Annotated in this window: 10 protein-coding genes; 5 read left to right on the top strand and 5 right to left on the bottom strand. The window is 52.7% G+C overall.

What is annotated here, in order from left to right; genetic code table 11:
- Positions 1 to 34: 34 nt before the first annotated feature.
- Positions 35 to 2431, bottom strand: a complete 2397-nt coding sequence (gene thrA, locus ACXYMU_RS20180) for a bifunctional aspartate kinase/homoserine dehydrogenase I (protein WP_458988234.1) — start codon at positions 2429 to 2431, stop codon at positions 35 to 37.
- 474 nt (positions 2432 to 2905) lie between these two features.
- Here thrA and ACXYMU_RS20175 point away from each other — a divergent pair, with 474 nt between their 5' ends.
- From ACXYMU_RS20175 to ACXYMU_RS20165, 3 genes are all read left to right on the top strand, one after another.
- A complete protein-coding gene (locus tag ACXYMU_RS20175) occupies positions 2906 to 3718 on the top strand; it encodes a membrane or secreted protein (protein WP_458988233.1) in 813 nt (270 codons plus the stop codon).
- A 141-nt stretch (positions 3719 to 3859) separates the two neighbouring features.
- The gene (hpf, locus tag ACXYMU_RS20170; protein ID WP_458988232.1) at positions 3860 to 4165 is read left to right on the top strand and encodes a ribosome hibernation-promoting factor, HPF/YfiA family; all 306 of its coding nucleotides are present in this window, start codon (positions 3860 to 3862) and stop codon (positions 4163 to 4165) included.
- A gap of 454 nt (positions 4166 to 4619) precedes the next feature.
- Complete coding sequence (locus ACXYMU_RS20165) at positions 4620 to 6986, top strand: LEA type 2 family protein (RefSeq protein WP_458988251.1); 2367 nt, start codon at positions 4620 to 4622, stop codon at positions 6984 to 6986.
- Between the two features lie 357 nt (positions 6987 to 7343).
- Here ACXYMU_RS20165 and ACXYMU_RS20160 read toward each other — a convergent pair whose 3' ends face one another.
- The 3 genes from ACXYMU_RS20160 to ACXYMU_RS20150 form a co-directional block, all read right to left on the bottom strand.
- Positions 7344 to 8879 (bottom strand): T9SS type A sorting domain-containing protein, encoded by a 1536-nt coding sequence (locus ACXYMU_RS20160; protein WP_458988231.1) that lies wholly within the window; start codon positions 8877 to 8879, stop codon positions 7344 to 7346.
- Positions 8880 to 9737: 858 nt separating this feature from the next.
- Positions 9738 to 10496, bottom strand: coding sequence for a copper homeostasis protein CutC (locus tag ACXYMU_RS20155; RefSeq protein ID WP_458988230.1), 759 nt, complete (start codon positions 10494 to 10496; stop codon positions 9738 to 9740).
- Positions 10477 to 11454 (bottom strand): isoaspartyl peptidase/L-asparaginase family protein, encoded by a 978-nt coding sequence (locus ACXYMU_RS20150; protein ID WP_458988229.1) that lies wholly within the window; start codon positions 11452 to 11454, stop codon positions 10477 to 10479. Before ACXYMU_RS20150 ends, ACXYMU_RS20155 begins: the two co-directional genes overlap by 20 nt.
- Before the next feature lie 282 nt (positions 11455 to 11736).
- On the opposite strand from ACXYMU_RS20150, the gene ACXYMU_RS20145 reads away from it, so the two are divergent.
- Positions 11737 to 11925, top strand: a complete 189-nt coding sequence (locus ACXYMU_RS20145) for a hypothetical protein (RefSeq protein WP_458988228.1) — start codon at positions 11737 to 11739, stop codon at positions 11923 to 11925.
- A gap of 20 nt (positions 11926 to 11945) precedes the next feature.
- Positions 11946 to 12188, top strand: a complete 243-nt coding sequence (locus ACXYMU_RS20140) for a hypothetical protein (RefSeq protein WP_458988227.1) — start codon at positions 11946 to 11948, stop codon at positions 12186 to 12188.
- Between the two features lie 23 nt (positions 12189 to 12211).
- Here the strand turns inward: ACXYMU_RS20140 and ACXYMU_RS20135 are convergent, their stop codons facing one another.
- Complete coding sequence (locus ACXYMU_RS20135) at positions 12212 to 13954, bottom strand: tetratricopeptide repeat protein (RefSeq protein WP_458988226.1); 1743 nt, start codon at positions 13952 to 13954, stop codon at positions 12212 to 12214.
- Positions 13955 to 14377: the final 423 nt, after the last annotated feature.

The following is a 14377-nucleotide window of genomic DNA, read 5'->3' as shown; positions in this document are numbered from 1 at the left end:
ATGTAGAACGGCCTATTGTGCCATGCCCATTAAGTTAATACTGCCCTCCGATTCGTAACAAGTCAGAATAAACGCCTCTTGCCGTCACCTCAGCGCCCGCGCCCGCGCCTTGTATCACGATGGGCTGGGTGCCGTAGCTTTCCGTGAAGATCTCAAAGATAGAATCGGCGTTTTTGATGCTGCCCAGCGGTGAGTTCTTCGGGGCTTTCACCAGCGAAACCGTGAGCTTGTTTGCGGCTACCTCCAGATCGCCCACGTAGCGCAGCACCTCATCCGGCTGCAGGCTTTGCTTGATCTGGGCAAAGTAGGCATCTACCTCCGACGTCATTTCCAGGAAGTCAGCATAGGTGTTAGCCGATGCCGCAAACTCCGGAACCAAGCTTTCTACGGCCACATCCTCTAGCTCAGACCGCAACCCTACCTCACGGGCGAGTATAATCAGCTTGCGGGCCACATCCATACCGCTCAGGTCTTCGCGTGGGTCCGGCTCTGTCAGTCCACCGGACCTGGCCTCGGACAGCACGGCCGAAAAAGGCTTGTCTGTAACTGAATAGTTGTTGAAGATATAGCTCAGCGAACCACTGAACACGCCACGTATCCGCTCAATCTTGTCGGAGGAGTTGTGCAGGTGCTTGATGGTGTCGATCAGGGGCAGGCCGGCACCAACATTGGTTTCGTAATAAAACAGCTTGCCGCGGCGCTTCAGAATGCTGCGGAGGTTCTGGTAGAAGTCGTAGGAGATGGAGTTGGCCTTTTTGTTGGATGCCACAATGTCAAAGCCGCTGTTTACGATGTCGGGGTATAATTCTGTCAACGCCTGCGAGGAAGTGTTGTCCGCGACCACGATGTTCTCCAGTCCGGAAGCTTTCAGTTGTTCGATAATCGCACTGAAGTCGCTTTGATTCGTGCTGGCTTCTAACTCCTGCCGCCAGTTCTTGCCCAGGCCATCTTCGTTGAACAGCATCTTGTTAGAGTCTGCCACGCCCACAATCCTGATCATCAGGTTGCGGCGCTTCACCACTTCATCCCCGGTTTCAATGATCTGGTCAAGCAGCTTGCCCCCCACGGTGCCTTTGCCGAAGGCAAACAGGTGCAGCGTTTTAATGGCACCAAACACCTGGTTGTGCACCACGTTCACCGCCTTCTTCAGCGATTTATGGTCTACTACCAAGGAGATATGCTCGCCATTGATGCTGTTGCTGATCAGGTACATCCAGATGCGGTTGCGGCGCAGGCCGTAAATGGCTTTCTCGAGGGCGTAGTTATGCCGGCCCACAATCGCGATGATGGCTTTGTCGCTGTCTATCTGGATGCGGGAGATATCGCCGCTCTCCAGCTCCTCCTTAAACTCCTCCTGCAGTACGTTTTCGGCATTGGCGGCATCCTCCTGGTTGATTACAAAGCCGATTCCGCGCTCTGAGGAGGCCTGCGAGATGAGCCGCACACTGATGTTGCGGCTGCTCAGGGCACTGAAAATGCGGGCATCTATCCCAACCTTGCCCAGCAACCCGCGCCCTTCCAAGCTCACCAACGACACCTCCTCAATGGTAGATACCGCTTTGATGCCTTTCCCGGCCCCTTTTTCGTCGATTAAGGTGCCTTGCAGGCTCGGCGCGAAACTATTAAAAACCTTCAGCGGGATGCCGCTTTCCATAAGAGGCAGGATGGTTTTGGAATGCAGCACATTGGCGCCAAAGTTGGCCAGCTCGTTGGCTTCGCGGTAGCTTAGGTAAGGAATGCGCTGGGCGTTCTTCACGTATTTCGGGCTGGCGGTATACACACCATCCACGTTCGTCCAGTTCTGCACTTCGGAGGCATGTATGAAGCTGGCGATGAGGGTGGCCGTGTAATTGCTGCCGTTTCGGCCCAGGGTTACGGTTTTGCCTTCGGGGTCAGCGGCGATAAAGCCGGTAATAACAGGCACCTGCTGTGGTTGCAGCGACTGGAAAAAAGCCTTGGTCTTGCTCGCCGACGTCTCAAAATCAACAGTGGCCTCTTTGTCTTTGCAAGTGGCAGTTAGCAAGGTCCGCGCATCCACAAAAACTGCCGCTATGCCTTGCTGCCTGAGCAGGCCCACCACAGTCTGTGCACTGATCACCTCACCAAAGGCCAACACCCTGTCGCGGGCGCGCTCGTTCTCTATCCCGATCAGCTTTAGCGCCTGCAGCACGGCCTCCAGTTCCTGCAGGTAAGTATCCATATCACTACCCTGGATATGCTGGACCGCAGCAAAGGCTTGCAGGTCTGCCGCAAACTCCTCGCCGCGCACGGCTTTGTCGTACAGGCGCAGCAGGATGTCGGTGCTCTGCCCCCTTGCCGACACCACAACCGCCACAGCCTCAGTAGCTACTTCTTTTTTGATGATGCTGATGACACTCTCAATGGGTTCGCCGTTGCTCAACGACTTGCCGCCAAATTTTAACACCTTCATGCTTTCCGTATTTTTCAGTCTATTCGCTGCTGTCCAACTCCGCGTTGCCTACACATTTATAACCTGAAGGCAAATTCTCATTGTTTTGCCTTTAAACCAAATACAACGTTCGTTAAATTAGGCAGTAATGGAAGCGATTCATACCTAACAAGAGACACTGATTCAGCTAAAAGGTTTTGGTTTGAATGCCAGTGTAAAGCAACGTTGTCTGGTTTAGGGTAATGCTGGGATAGGGATAGCAACCATGCCAACTGTTGCTTAAATCGGTTTCTTTTTAAGCTGACAGCTGAGTGCAATGGAACATACCCATCAACCCAAAATTACGGTGCCCGTTTAAAAGTCATACTCAGGGAAGTCCTGATTTGATGAGGGCGGCCGCTTCCGAACACCGTTGTAGCGCGTTAATGATCCGCTGATAACCTCCCTGAAGACGTGCCTTGATACTTGCAAGAATTCACTTATACCTTACCGGCTATGCACATGATTTATACATCCATTCTCGGGGCTTTGCTGTGGCTGACAGCCGCACTGCCTCCTTCCGAAAGCGTTGGAACCGGCGGGGCGCAACCCACACAAGCCATACAGCAGCAAAAGCTGCAGGGCGCCTGGGAACTCGTCTCGGGCGTTATGCCATATACCGACATCCCGGCAGAAGCCACAGCTGTCGCGTTGATGCAGGACGGTTACTTCTCAGTGGCATACTTCCGCCCGGATGCGCCCGCGTTTATCGGCACGTACGGCGGCACGTATACCTTAGCTGCCGGAAAGCTCACACAGCACCTGATGTATAACACCTTCGATTCAGCGGCTGTCGGCACGACGCGTACCCGAGGTTATACCCTACGGGACGGCCAGCTACAAACGATGGATATCCAAAAGGGTAGTAAAGGGCAGCAAACCTGGAAACCGGTGACTGCCCCAAGCAAAGGCCCCGCTCCTTTGGAAGGCACCTGGCAAATCTCGGCGCGTGCCGACGAGACGGGCACTATGCACCCGATGCAGCGCGGCCCTCGAAAGACGCTCAAGATCCTGACAGGAGGTCGTTTCCAGTGGATTGCCTTCAACACCGAGACAAAGCAATTCTCGGGCACAGGCGGCGGCACCTATGCCGCCTCAGACGGCAAATACACCGAGCACATCACTTTTTTCTCCAGAGACTCCAGCCGCGTTGGCGCCAACCTGACCTTCGATTATGCGGTAGAAGATGGCAAATGGATACACAGCGGCCACAGCAGTGCAGGTAAGCCCATCAAAGAGGTATGGGAACGCGGGCCACACCAGCAGTAACCGAAAACCGACAGCCACAGACGCTCACATTGGCCTTTTACATTCCGGCTACCCGTTAACCAAACGCGCCTCCTTACGTTTAAATGCTGAACCCCGCTGGCGGAACTGCTGGCGATTTCATTTATCAAAAAGGAAAATAACATGAATTATACAGAGAATTTTGAAGGAATAAAGCTGGACATACAGGCCGTTGACATAGAGATTTCAGATGCCATTCAGGAGCAGGTGCGCGAGACGATCACGAAGCTGAAGCGGCACATGAAGAAGATCGACTCGGTGGATGTGTATTTTAAAGAAGAAGCCAGCCATGCCACAAAGTCTAAAAGCGTGCACATGCGTGTGGGCGTGCCCGGCAACGACGTTTTTGCCCAGGACGAAGGCGACAACTGGTATGAGCTGCTGAAAAATGTGGAAAACAAATTGAAGCGCCAGCTAGAGAAGAAGTAAGCACAGAACACTCCCCCACACAGGGTATAAACCCGCTACAGTTTGCGAAAGCAATGCCGTAGCGGGTTTTCTGTTTTCAGGCATTTCCATACCGCTCCATTGCTCTCGGCCTAAAGTTTAAAGCTGCTATGCCGAGCTTTGGCGAGAAGTCCGGGTCAACAGACGGAAATACTCATTCCAGATTTCTTCCACAGGCTGGAACGACAATGGCCCTATACCTGCTCCCGGCTTGTGGCCGGTTTCTGTTTTTCCTCCTTGCGGCGACAAGGTCTGAGCAGGCAAAACCAACGGTGCCGCTGTGTTTGCGTTAGAAAAGAGCAGGACTACGCGCTAGCTACATGAACAAAACCACCAAATGGGCCATCCTCTCTGTCCTGATCCTGGCAATTATCGGGGGCAGCCTCTACTACATTCTGAATAAAAATACTACCCCAAGGTAGAAGACGTCGCGTACCTGAACCTGGACCTCACCAATGACACCGCCCAGGTAAAAACGGGCATACAAGTACAGAACAGAATTCCGCTCCCGATCTCCATCGACAGCATACGGTATACCATCCAAGGCGACAGCACCCGCCTCGGCTGGGGGCAAATGACCAGTACCCATACCCTACCCGCCCTCGGCGACAAGGTGCTGGACTTCCGGCTCTTGCTGAAGTATGACAAGCTTCGCCAGCACCTGAAGCAGCAGGACAAGGACAGTGTCCGGCTAGCTGTTAAAGCAGATGTGTTTTTTGGCTTGCCGCTATTTGGTTCCAGGTCCAGGTCGTTAACGAAGCACCTGACAGTGCCTGTGCCCAAAGGCCCCTCTATGGAAATGCAGGAACTGCTTGTGCGCGATTTCAGCCCGGAAAAAGGGTATTCGCTGCTGCTAAAGATAGATGCTGCCAACAAAGACCTCCCGGACGCAACGGTGCAGGACTTTTCCTATAGCATCCGGATAGGCGACACGCTGACTTTAACCGGTAACGTAGACTCTACTTTCAGGATTCAGTCCGGAGGCAGACAACTGCAAATTCCTCTGCACTTAAAAACCTCTGATGCCATTGCCTTAATCAGTAAACTATTGGCTGAGGATGATGATTGGGAGTATACCGCCAAGTTAGAAGCCCTCGTAAAAAGCAGCCACCGGTTGTTTGACGAGACCCGGTTGGCAGTAGAAAAGACGGGCACGCTGGAAATGGGAGGTATGGGCTCCGGTGGCAGCTACCTTCCATCCATCAGCCAGGTCAAACGCCTGGAGGTGAATTCTACCGATACCCAAACCCTGTTGCAGGCCGCTGTGGTGGTGCACAACCCCTCGCCTTTTCCTTTTTACATCGACAGCGCCACCTACTTTATCCGGCACAAAGGACTTGTGATTGCGAGCGGCAAGAAAGACTATGAAAAGGTGCTGAACAAAGCCGGCAACCAGTTGCTGAACCTGCGGCTACTGGTGGATGAAAGCGCCTATGACCAATTCATGAAAAGCGTGCAGGGCCAGGAGAAAGCCAGCCTGGACATCGACTTGAACTTGCTCTATAACTTGCCTGATGCCAAACGGCAGCGCCTGCACCTTACCCGGCAGCTACAGGTTCCGGTAAAGGGCCAAGCCCGCATCAAGGTAACCGACCTGACCGTGCGGGAGCTTAGCCCGGAGAAGGGGGCTTCTCTGACGCTCCACCTGAAAGTGCTCAGTTCCAACCTGCCCAACCTCACGATCCGCGACCTGGATTATACCTTGCAGTTAGGGCAGGATTTGCGCCTGACCGGGCATACCACAGACCCGATCAGTGTGAGCAGCGAAGACGCCACGGTGGAGGTGCCGATTCACCTGACCGCCGAAAACGTAAACCAACTGCTCGACAAGGCGCTGAAGGGCAGCATCAACTGGAACTACGACCTGCAGGCCTCTGCCCTGTTGCAAAGCACCAACGACATGATTGGCCCCACCCGTCTGGACTTTGACTTCAGCGGTGAATTGGAGATGAGCAAGGGTATGGGTAGTGGCAGTCAGTTCGTGCCCCAGATCAGCAACATCGACAGCCTGAATGTATACCTCCACTTTGATACCGCTTGGGTAGATCTCAAAATCAACGTAAAGAACCCGCTGCCCGTCGCGTTCCGGGTAGACAGTCTGCTCCTGACGCTTCGCAACGGTCCGGATACTTTTGCGGTAAGCCGCGAGCCTATCGGCAAAGTGCTGTCCGCAGAGGGTGAGCAGTCGGCCTGGATAACCTTAGGTATAAATTATGGGCGTTGGCAGCGGTTTAAAAAGCAGCATCAACACCTCGACAGCCTGGAACTGACCGAAACAATTACGTTGGCATACCAACTGGAGGACCTGCCAGGACAGCGCACCACCTTCCAACTCACGCTTCGGACGCCCACGCCTGATACACCTGTAGCCGCCCTACACGACGTAAAGTTAGCGGGCATCAGCCTGAGTAAAGGAGTTGTGATGAAGGTGTTGGCAGAGGTAAAGAACCTGAATGTGCAAAAACTGGAAGTAAGCGGTTTGACTTACAATATCTGCGTGGAGAACCTGCTGGATGCATGCGGCACTGTAAACCGCACTTACCAGGTAGCCCAAGGCCGCGATGTGGTGAGCGTCCCCATCGGTTTGGGTGTAGGCGAAGTGTTTCGGGCCTTCTTCGCAAAACTGACAAGCAGGGGGCAGCCCCGCGACATCTTCCTAAATGCCTCCGGCACGATCAGTTCCAGCAACCCCAAGTTGCAAGGCACTTTCGTGAAGGTAGAAATCTGGAAAGAGGCTGTATTGTTTCAGAAAAAGGGAAAGCAAAAACAGGCTGCGTCGCCTGCACAGACGGCAGCGAACTAGCTTATACCATTCTCAAATGGATTTTTCACTTTGGGGAAGAAGTTAAAGGAACCCACCCCTAGCCCCTCCAAGGAGGGGAATTGCATTCTTCCATTTAACTGGCGCCCCGAATGCTTTCGGGGTGTCTAAAAACGATGTCGGGTTTGTAACCCGACTGGGCCAGAGGCCCAATTATACCTTACTCTCGCGAGACGTGAGCGAAGGCAAGGCGAGTATGAAACGGTCTTGCTGCGAGGAGTTTTTTTTACACTAGGATAATTCCCCTCCTCCGAGGGGCAGGGGTGGGTTTACAAACAGCAGTTCAAACAGGAGTTGATTAGCCCAAAACCGAGGCTACCCAATAACCCGTTCAGCACGCTACCTGGTAATAACCATCTTTAAACTCTTTACCGCTTTTGATGTCGTTAGGCGGGTGAGGTAGATACCGTCTTTTATGCCACTGCGCAGGAGTTCGAACTGGTATAGTCGGTTTGCTTCGGCCTCTCCACTTGCGACCTGCTTCACCAAAGCGCCTTTCATGTCATACACATCCAGCACAAAAGACTCCTGGCGTTCCAGCGAGAAGGCAATGGTGGCCCTGTCAGAGAAGGCAGTGGGGTAGCTGTAAAAGGTCTCTCCCACTTCTTCCGGTATAGCTTGCGCGCTGGTTATTGCCTGGGCACTGGTTGTGGAGATATTTTTCCTGGGGCCCAGCACGATACCGTTGGCCTGTAGCTTCTTGGTCCATCTTCTGTATTCGTCGTCTTCTGTCTTCTGTGAAACCGCACCGCCGGGCAGAAAGGTGTTGTTTTCGAAAACGGCATTCTCCGCCACCGAAATGTCATTCCGCTTACTGGGCGAGTTCCAATATGTCACGCCCACCGTATTGTAATTGACCAGGTTATTGAACGTTGTGTTCCTGCCATAATAATCCTTGCTCCACAGCCCGGAGGTATACATGGCAAAGCGGGTGCCGTCGCTGAACAGCGCTGAGTTAATTGCCCGATTGTCGTAGTAATGGATGTTGTTGCCGCCGGCAATGCCCATACTGTAATTGCCCAGGTTCACCAGTTGGTTGCCCGAGGCGTTTACATAGGCGGTACAGTTCGTGATATCGCCATCGCCCTCAGAAATTATACCGCCTCCGGAATAGGAAGCGCCATTAGCCGGAATGGGGTATGCCCCTTTAATGTAGTTGTCGGAGATGCGGATAGGTGATCCAGGCGTGCCGCGCGAGTTATGGATATTGATATTGTCCTCCACCAACGACTTGTTTGGCTCATTGATAACCTGGTTCCAGGAAATCTCGGCGTTTGGCAGACTACCCAAGAAGTTGAACTGGACAAACTGCGACTTTTCATAACTCCCGTACACGCGGCCATCAATGTTTTTTACCTTGTTATAGCGAATCACGACCGTTTGGCTCGCAGAACCATTGCCTTCGTACGCGGTACCCAGGTAAATGCCTGCGGTTCCTTCCAGGTAGCAGTTCTCCACTACTAGGTTCTTGAAGTTGTTCAGTGTTACAAAGCGGCGGGGCTTTTTGTAATTGCTCCAGGGTGTTGGGGGAAGGCCATACCCGTTAGTGTTGCGCACGGTCACGTTTGCACTATATTGCCAGCTTTTGATCAGGTAGCCAGCCCCGCGGATATTCGCGTTTACAATCACCACCGGCTCACTGGTGCGGATATCCACGGCAGGCACCTCAGAGTCCTTGGATTGCCAGTTGCCCGTGTATGTGCCGCCTTTCGTGATAACCAAAGGCCCGCTGTAAGACTGCGCCCGGAGAGTCGCCGGGTTGGCCCCGAGCCATACCATCAAAACGAGCAAAGGCAACCACCATTCTGCTTTATTACACAGGAAGCACGTATTCTCCGCGAAACGATATTTCACTTCCTCAGCATTCTCGATCATCGTCGTATACTTTAAGAAAAATTAACACAGCGCATCAGGCAAAGCACGCAGCATGTCGCCGCCATTGGTTTGGCATTATAACAAGGCCTTGTGCAGCTGCTTATACCTGTATGGAACCAGTGGCACAGGAGCAAAGCAGCACTACGGAAGAAGAACAGACCTGCCTACAGCAAAGCAAGCCCGCTAATTAAACGTTTATTATAGTGATTTAAAAACTTTAATTTACACTATAACACTTTATGTGTGCAAAAACAACTATAACTCATGCCAAAGCCAAGTTATATTTAGTGAAGATTATGGACGTTCAGGCACCGCAAAAATGAATTTGCACTTTAAAGTTATACCACGCATTTTAGTGGCTGGCAATTTCTTTAGTAACTCATATAATTCTTCATCAAGCCCTCATGTTTCTATTGTCATTTTGAGCCCAGGGAGAAATCAAATTCCATTACTAAACAGCGTTTGTGTATTTGAGTGTGATGTGTTGTTGTGGTGAAAAAACAACCCACCCCTACCCCTCCGAGGAGGGGAATTACGTGTAGGCGAAGGTATTTCAAACTGTAGGGAGACTTTAGGTCTACAGACTGAAACCGAAAAGTTATACCTCGTCCACCCCCCCAATTCTATAAAACTAGTAAAGGAAAACTTGATACAGTAAACTCCCCTCCTTGGACAAGGAGGGGTAGGGGTGGTTTGATACGGTATAGAAAATCTTAAACTGGTGTGCCAGGTATTATCACTCAAAAGTGAAGTGCATCCTTTCGGACCTCTCCTAAAGGTTGAAGTAAAACCTTGTTTTAAATTTATCGCTTAGATATCCCAAGCCTTTAGAAATGATTGAAAATGCCGCAACAACCTTTACAGCAATACTTCCCGCATGGCCGTGATCTGCGCTGCATCTGCCACAAGCTGCTCGAACTCAGACAATTGGCTGCCGCCCGACATAGGCGGGTAATCTTTCCGGTAAACCATACCATTGTCTACTTTGCGGCGCACAGAGGCATGGACTTCTTTCACACCGGTTTTATCCACGATTTCACGCACATTGCCAGCGTTTATCCCGCTTCCGGGCATTAGAAGCAATTTATCGGCTGCTCTTTCCTGTAACTCCCGGATCAGGTTCACTCCCTGTAAGGCCGCTTCCTGCTGGCCCGACGTAAGCAAGCGTTCTACATTCAGCTGCAGTAAGGTGTCCAGTGCCTCAAAAGGGTCAGGCGTCAGGTCGAAAGCGCGGTGAAAGGTAACGGCCATACCCTCAGCACAGGCAATTAACTCCTGCGTTCTGGCGACATCTATTTTCCCGTCTTCCGTCAGCACCCCAAGCACCACGCCATCAGCACCCAACGCTTTGCATACCGCTATATCTCGTTTCATCACCTCAAACTCGTGGCTAGAGTATAGGAAGTCGCCCCGGCGGGGACGTATGAGCACATGCAGGCCAAGGGCTATACTCCCCCGGACGACCTCAATCATACCGGCGCTGGGTGTAGTGCCTCCCCCTATCAGGTAGTCGCACAATTCTACCCGCTGGGCCCCTCCCTGCTCGGCTGCTAAGGCCGAGGCAACAGAGTCGATGCAGATTTCAAGCGTCACCTTATTAGAGTTTGTATTTTCCATCAATCAGTTTTTTACCTGAGGCATCCTGCACGGCATAGTTAAACCCTTTATGGATGCAGTAGCCGCCATACTCCCCGTTTTTGTTCAGGGCAATAAAGCCTACCTGCAGGTCTTTTACATCCTTTTGCTTGGCGATAATGCGTTCCACTGCCAGGCGACAGGCTTTTTCCGGGGAATTGCCCTGGCGCATCAGTTCCACCACCAAATGGCTTCCTACCGTCCGCATCACGGCCTCGCCCAGACCAGTGGCCGTGGCTGCCCCTATCTCGTTATCTACAAACAAACCTGCGCCGATGATCGGGGAATCGCCCACACGGCCGTGCATCTTAAACGATGCCCCACTGGTGGTGCAGGCACCGGCCAGGTCGCCGTTTGCATCCAAGGCAAGCATCCCGATGGTGTCGTGGTTCTCGATGTTGATGACCGGCTTGTAATTCGATTCTTTCAGCCAGTTCTTCCAATCCTGCTCCGAGGCGGGTGTCAGGAGGTTCTCTTTCTGAAAACCTTTGGAAAGGGCAAACTGCAAGGCGCCCTCTCCTACCAGCATCACATGGGGCGTGTCTTCCATCACTTTGCGGGCCACCGAAATGGGGTGCTTGATGTGCTGCAGAAACGCCACCGAGCCGCAGTTGCTGTCCTTGTCCATGATACAGGCATCCAGCGTGACATGGCCCTCCCGGTCGGGGTAGCCGCCATACCCTACGGTCCGCACATTGGGGTCGCCCTCGGGTACGCGCACACCGGCTTCCACGGCATCCAGCGCATTCCCTTTCCCCGACAGCACTTTCCAGGCTGCTTCGTTAGCCGGCATGCCATGGTCCCAGGTAGAGATCACGATCGGCTTGTTGGCTTTTGCCGCCCCTAAGTTACCGCCGAAGGCGTTCTCGAACCGGAAGCCAGTACCCAATATGGTCGCGCTTAGCGCCGATAGCTTTATGAATTTGCGTCTGTTGCTCATGGATAAGTGTTTGCTCTGTTTGGATAACGTCTCGCTAATGCTCAGGGAATTTACTCAGCCGCGAACGAGAATGCAAATACTGCAGGGAATAGCCTGCAAAGGCCACTCATTTTGTCGCTACAGAAGTAACCGGCAACAGTAAAAGTAAAGCGCCTGATTTGAACGAAATGCATGTGGGGCACAGTGCAGGAGCGCTGTATAAAACAGTTTAGCAGTATGGCTGACGCGGAATAAATTCATTACCCAGTACAGCCAGGACAGCTACTCTCGAGCAATACCATCATGAAAAGCGTATTCAACCCCGCAGACACGGCAACGCTTATCAGCCGCATTAACAAGCTGACACCAGAAACGCAAAGGCTTTGGGGGAAAATGACGGTTAGCCAGATGCTGGCCCATTGCAACGTGAGCTATGAGTTTGTTTATGACGACATTCATCCCAAGCCGAATGCCTTTAAAAACGGCTGCTGAGGCTACTGGTCAAACGCTATGTGGTAGGCGAAAAACCCTATAAGCGCAATAGCCAAACGGCACCTGAGTTTATCGTGAAGGAGAATAAAAACTTTGAGGTGGAGAAAAACAGGCTCATCGCCTACATCAAAAAAACGCAGGAATTGGGAGCGGCGCACTTCGAGAGCAAGGGCTCGCACTCCTTCGGCCCCCTGACCAGCCAGGAGTGGAACAACCTGTTATACAAGCTCCTCAACCATCACCTGAGCCAGTTTGGGGTATAAACAGCCCTTCTTAGGTTAGCACTTTATTGCTCCTGCACTTTTGACGCATGTAACTGCACATCGGCCCATTGCCAGGCATCTTCAAACTGCTTTTGCGTTGCGCTGGCTTTTGTGGCCTCACCTGTTCCGGCGTAGGCCTGGGCCAGGCCGCTGAGCGCCCAGCCGTTTTTAGGGAGCATCGCTAAGTCCTGGGTATACAGGCTGGCAGCCTCCTGATATTGTTTTGCCGCCAGCAGCACGGCCCCTAAATGGTGGCGCACCGAAAAGAACCAATCCGGTGGCTCGTTGTAGTTGAGGTTGTCTTCTATCGCGATGGCCTCCCGCAGTACCCGGATGCTCTGGTCGTAGCTCCCTTCTTTGGCAAGCACCTCGCCCTGCAGCACCAGTTTCGCGATCTGGCCAATGTCATACATCGAGTTCAACTCCCAGATGGTCATCTCCTTCAGTTCATCCTCCTTTGCCGCCAGTTTCTCCAATTGGGCTAGTTCGGCTTTTGCCTTCGGCAAATCATTTTTTCCAACATAGGCCATACCCCGCGCGTAATGCCGGATCAGGCTAGGATAAGTCAGGTCCACGTCCTCCTTCTTCAACTGCAGGATGCGGTCCCATTTGCCAAACTTAACAGCGACAAAGTACGGGATGGTATGATAGTGCTGTAGCGTTTCCCAGCCCTTCGTTTTCATCACCTCCGTGTTCACGTGCTCCGCGAGTTTATTAGCCGCAAACAGCGCCAGTTCCCCGTTGCCTTCCATCGTTGCCGTAGCAGCCATAAAATGGTAATTATGTGGGTAATAGGCCAGCGGATAGGCGCCCTGGGCATGGCACGCAGAGGTATAGGCGCTGTCGGCCTGCACGGCCCGCTGGTTAGCAAGCGTGCCCGCGTGGTAGTTGCCCGTGCGGATGTAGGTATGAGAAGGCATGTGTAGCAGGTGCCCGGCCCCCGGCACGAGCGTTTCCAGGAGTTGCGCGCTTTTGTTGGCTTTTTCAGGTTGATGCGAGGCCTCGGTGGCGTGAATGTAGAAATGGTTGGCCCCTGCATGGCGGGGTGCTTGCTTCATCACGCCTTCCAGCACCTGCAAAATCTCGCCGGTCCAGGGCTTGGGTTTGCCGTCTTTCTCCCAGAGGTCCCAGGGGTGCAGGTTCATGCGCGACTCCGCGTACATCGCCCCAATGTTCGGGTCTGTGGGGTAGCGGGTATACACTTGCTGCAAGGCGTCGGCATAGGCAACATCATAGGCTAAGCGGTCGTCCACTGGCTGGGGCGGATAGCGCTTTTCAAGCGCCGCAATCAGGGCCTGCTCTTTAGGGGAGGTATTAGGTGCAAACCGCTTTGCCTTCTGCACGGCACGGTAGGCACGGGTAAAGTTATCCAGCTCCATACCGGCATTGTAATTCGGGCCGAGCACATAGCTGTAGCCCCAATGGCACATAGCGCAGGCAGAGTCCTGGCGGGTAGCCTCGTAAAACGAGCGAGCCGCCTCGGCATGGTTAAAGCCGTAGGCCAGCATCAGCCCCTGGTTAAAATAGCGCTGCGCCTCTGGGTTTGTGGTGGTAATCTTGAAATCTATACCATCTAAGCCATCAAAAAGCGGCGCTTTGGTGTTTTGGGTATACCAGAGCGTGTCCACAGTGGCTGGCGGCGCGCACATGGTAATTGGCTTTGGCACCGTGGTTGTGGTGGCAACCGCCTCCGGTTCCTGCACTTGCGGACGGCCACATGCCAATACTAATAATAAGATAAGCGAGAGTAAAAGGGGCTGTTTCATGGTCACGAAACATATAAGCGGTTGGCGGGGAGGCAAAGGCTGAAACTGCATACAGTGTCAACTCCAAAACCTTCTAACAAGCATCACCTTCATGTGCCGTAGCACCTGTGGAGCATATTAGATTATACGATTCATCCAGTAAGTTAGCCCAATAGTGCTTTTAAGGCAGGTATAACTGAAGGTTTGTAGGTTTGATATTCAGTGGAAACAGAGAATGCCCCACCCCTGCCCCTCCGAGGCTAATCTTGTAGGGAAAAAAGGAAGGAAATCGGGGTGGAATTGTTTCGGTTGAAACAATTGGCTTATGTGGGCATCAGCAGAGTTTGGGGTAAGGTTTGACGGGATCCATGGCCGGAACGTAAGTAGTTTAGTAAGGGCGGCGGAAGTGGTGTCTGCTACGATAGGCTCTTCTTTCTCCAAAGC

The organism is Pontibacter sp. CAU 1760 (assembly GCF_054482735.1).
Note: the sequence above shows the minus strand (reverse complement) of the source record. Positions and strands in the feature narration are given on the sequence as shown.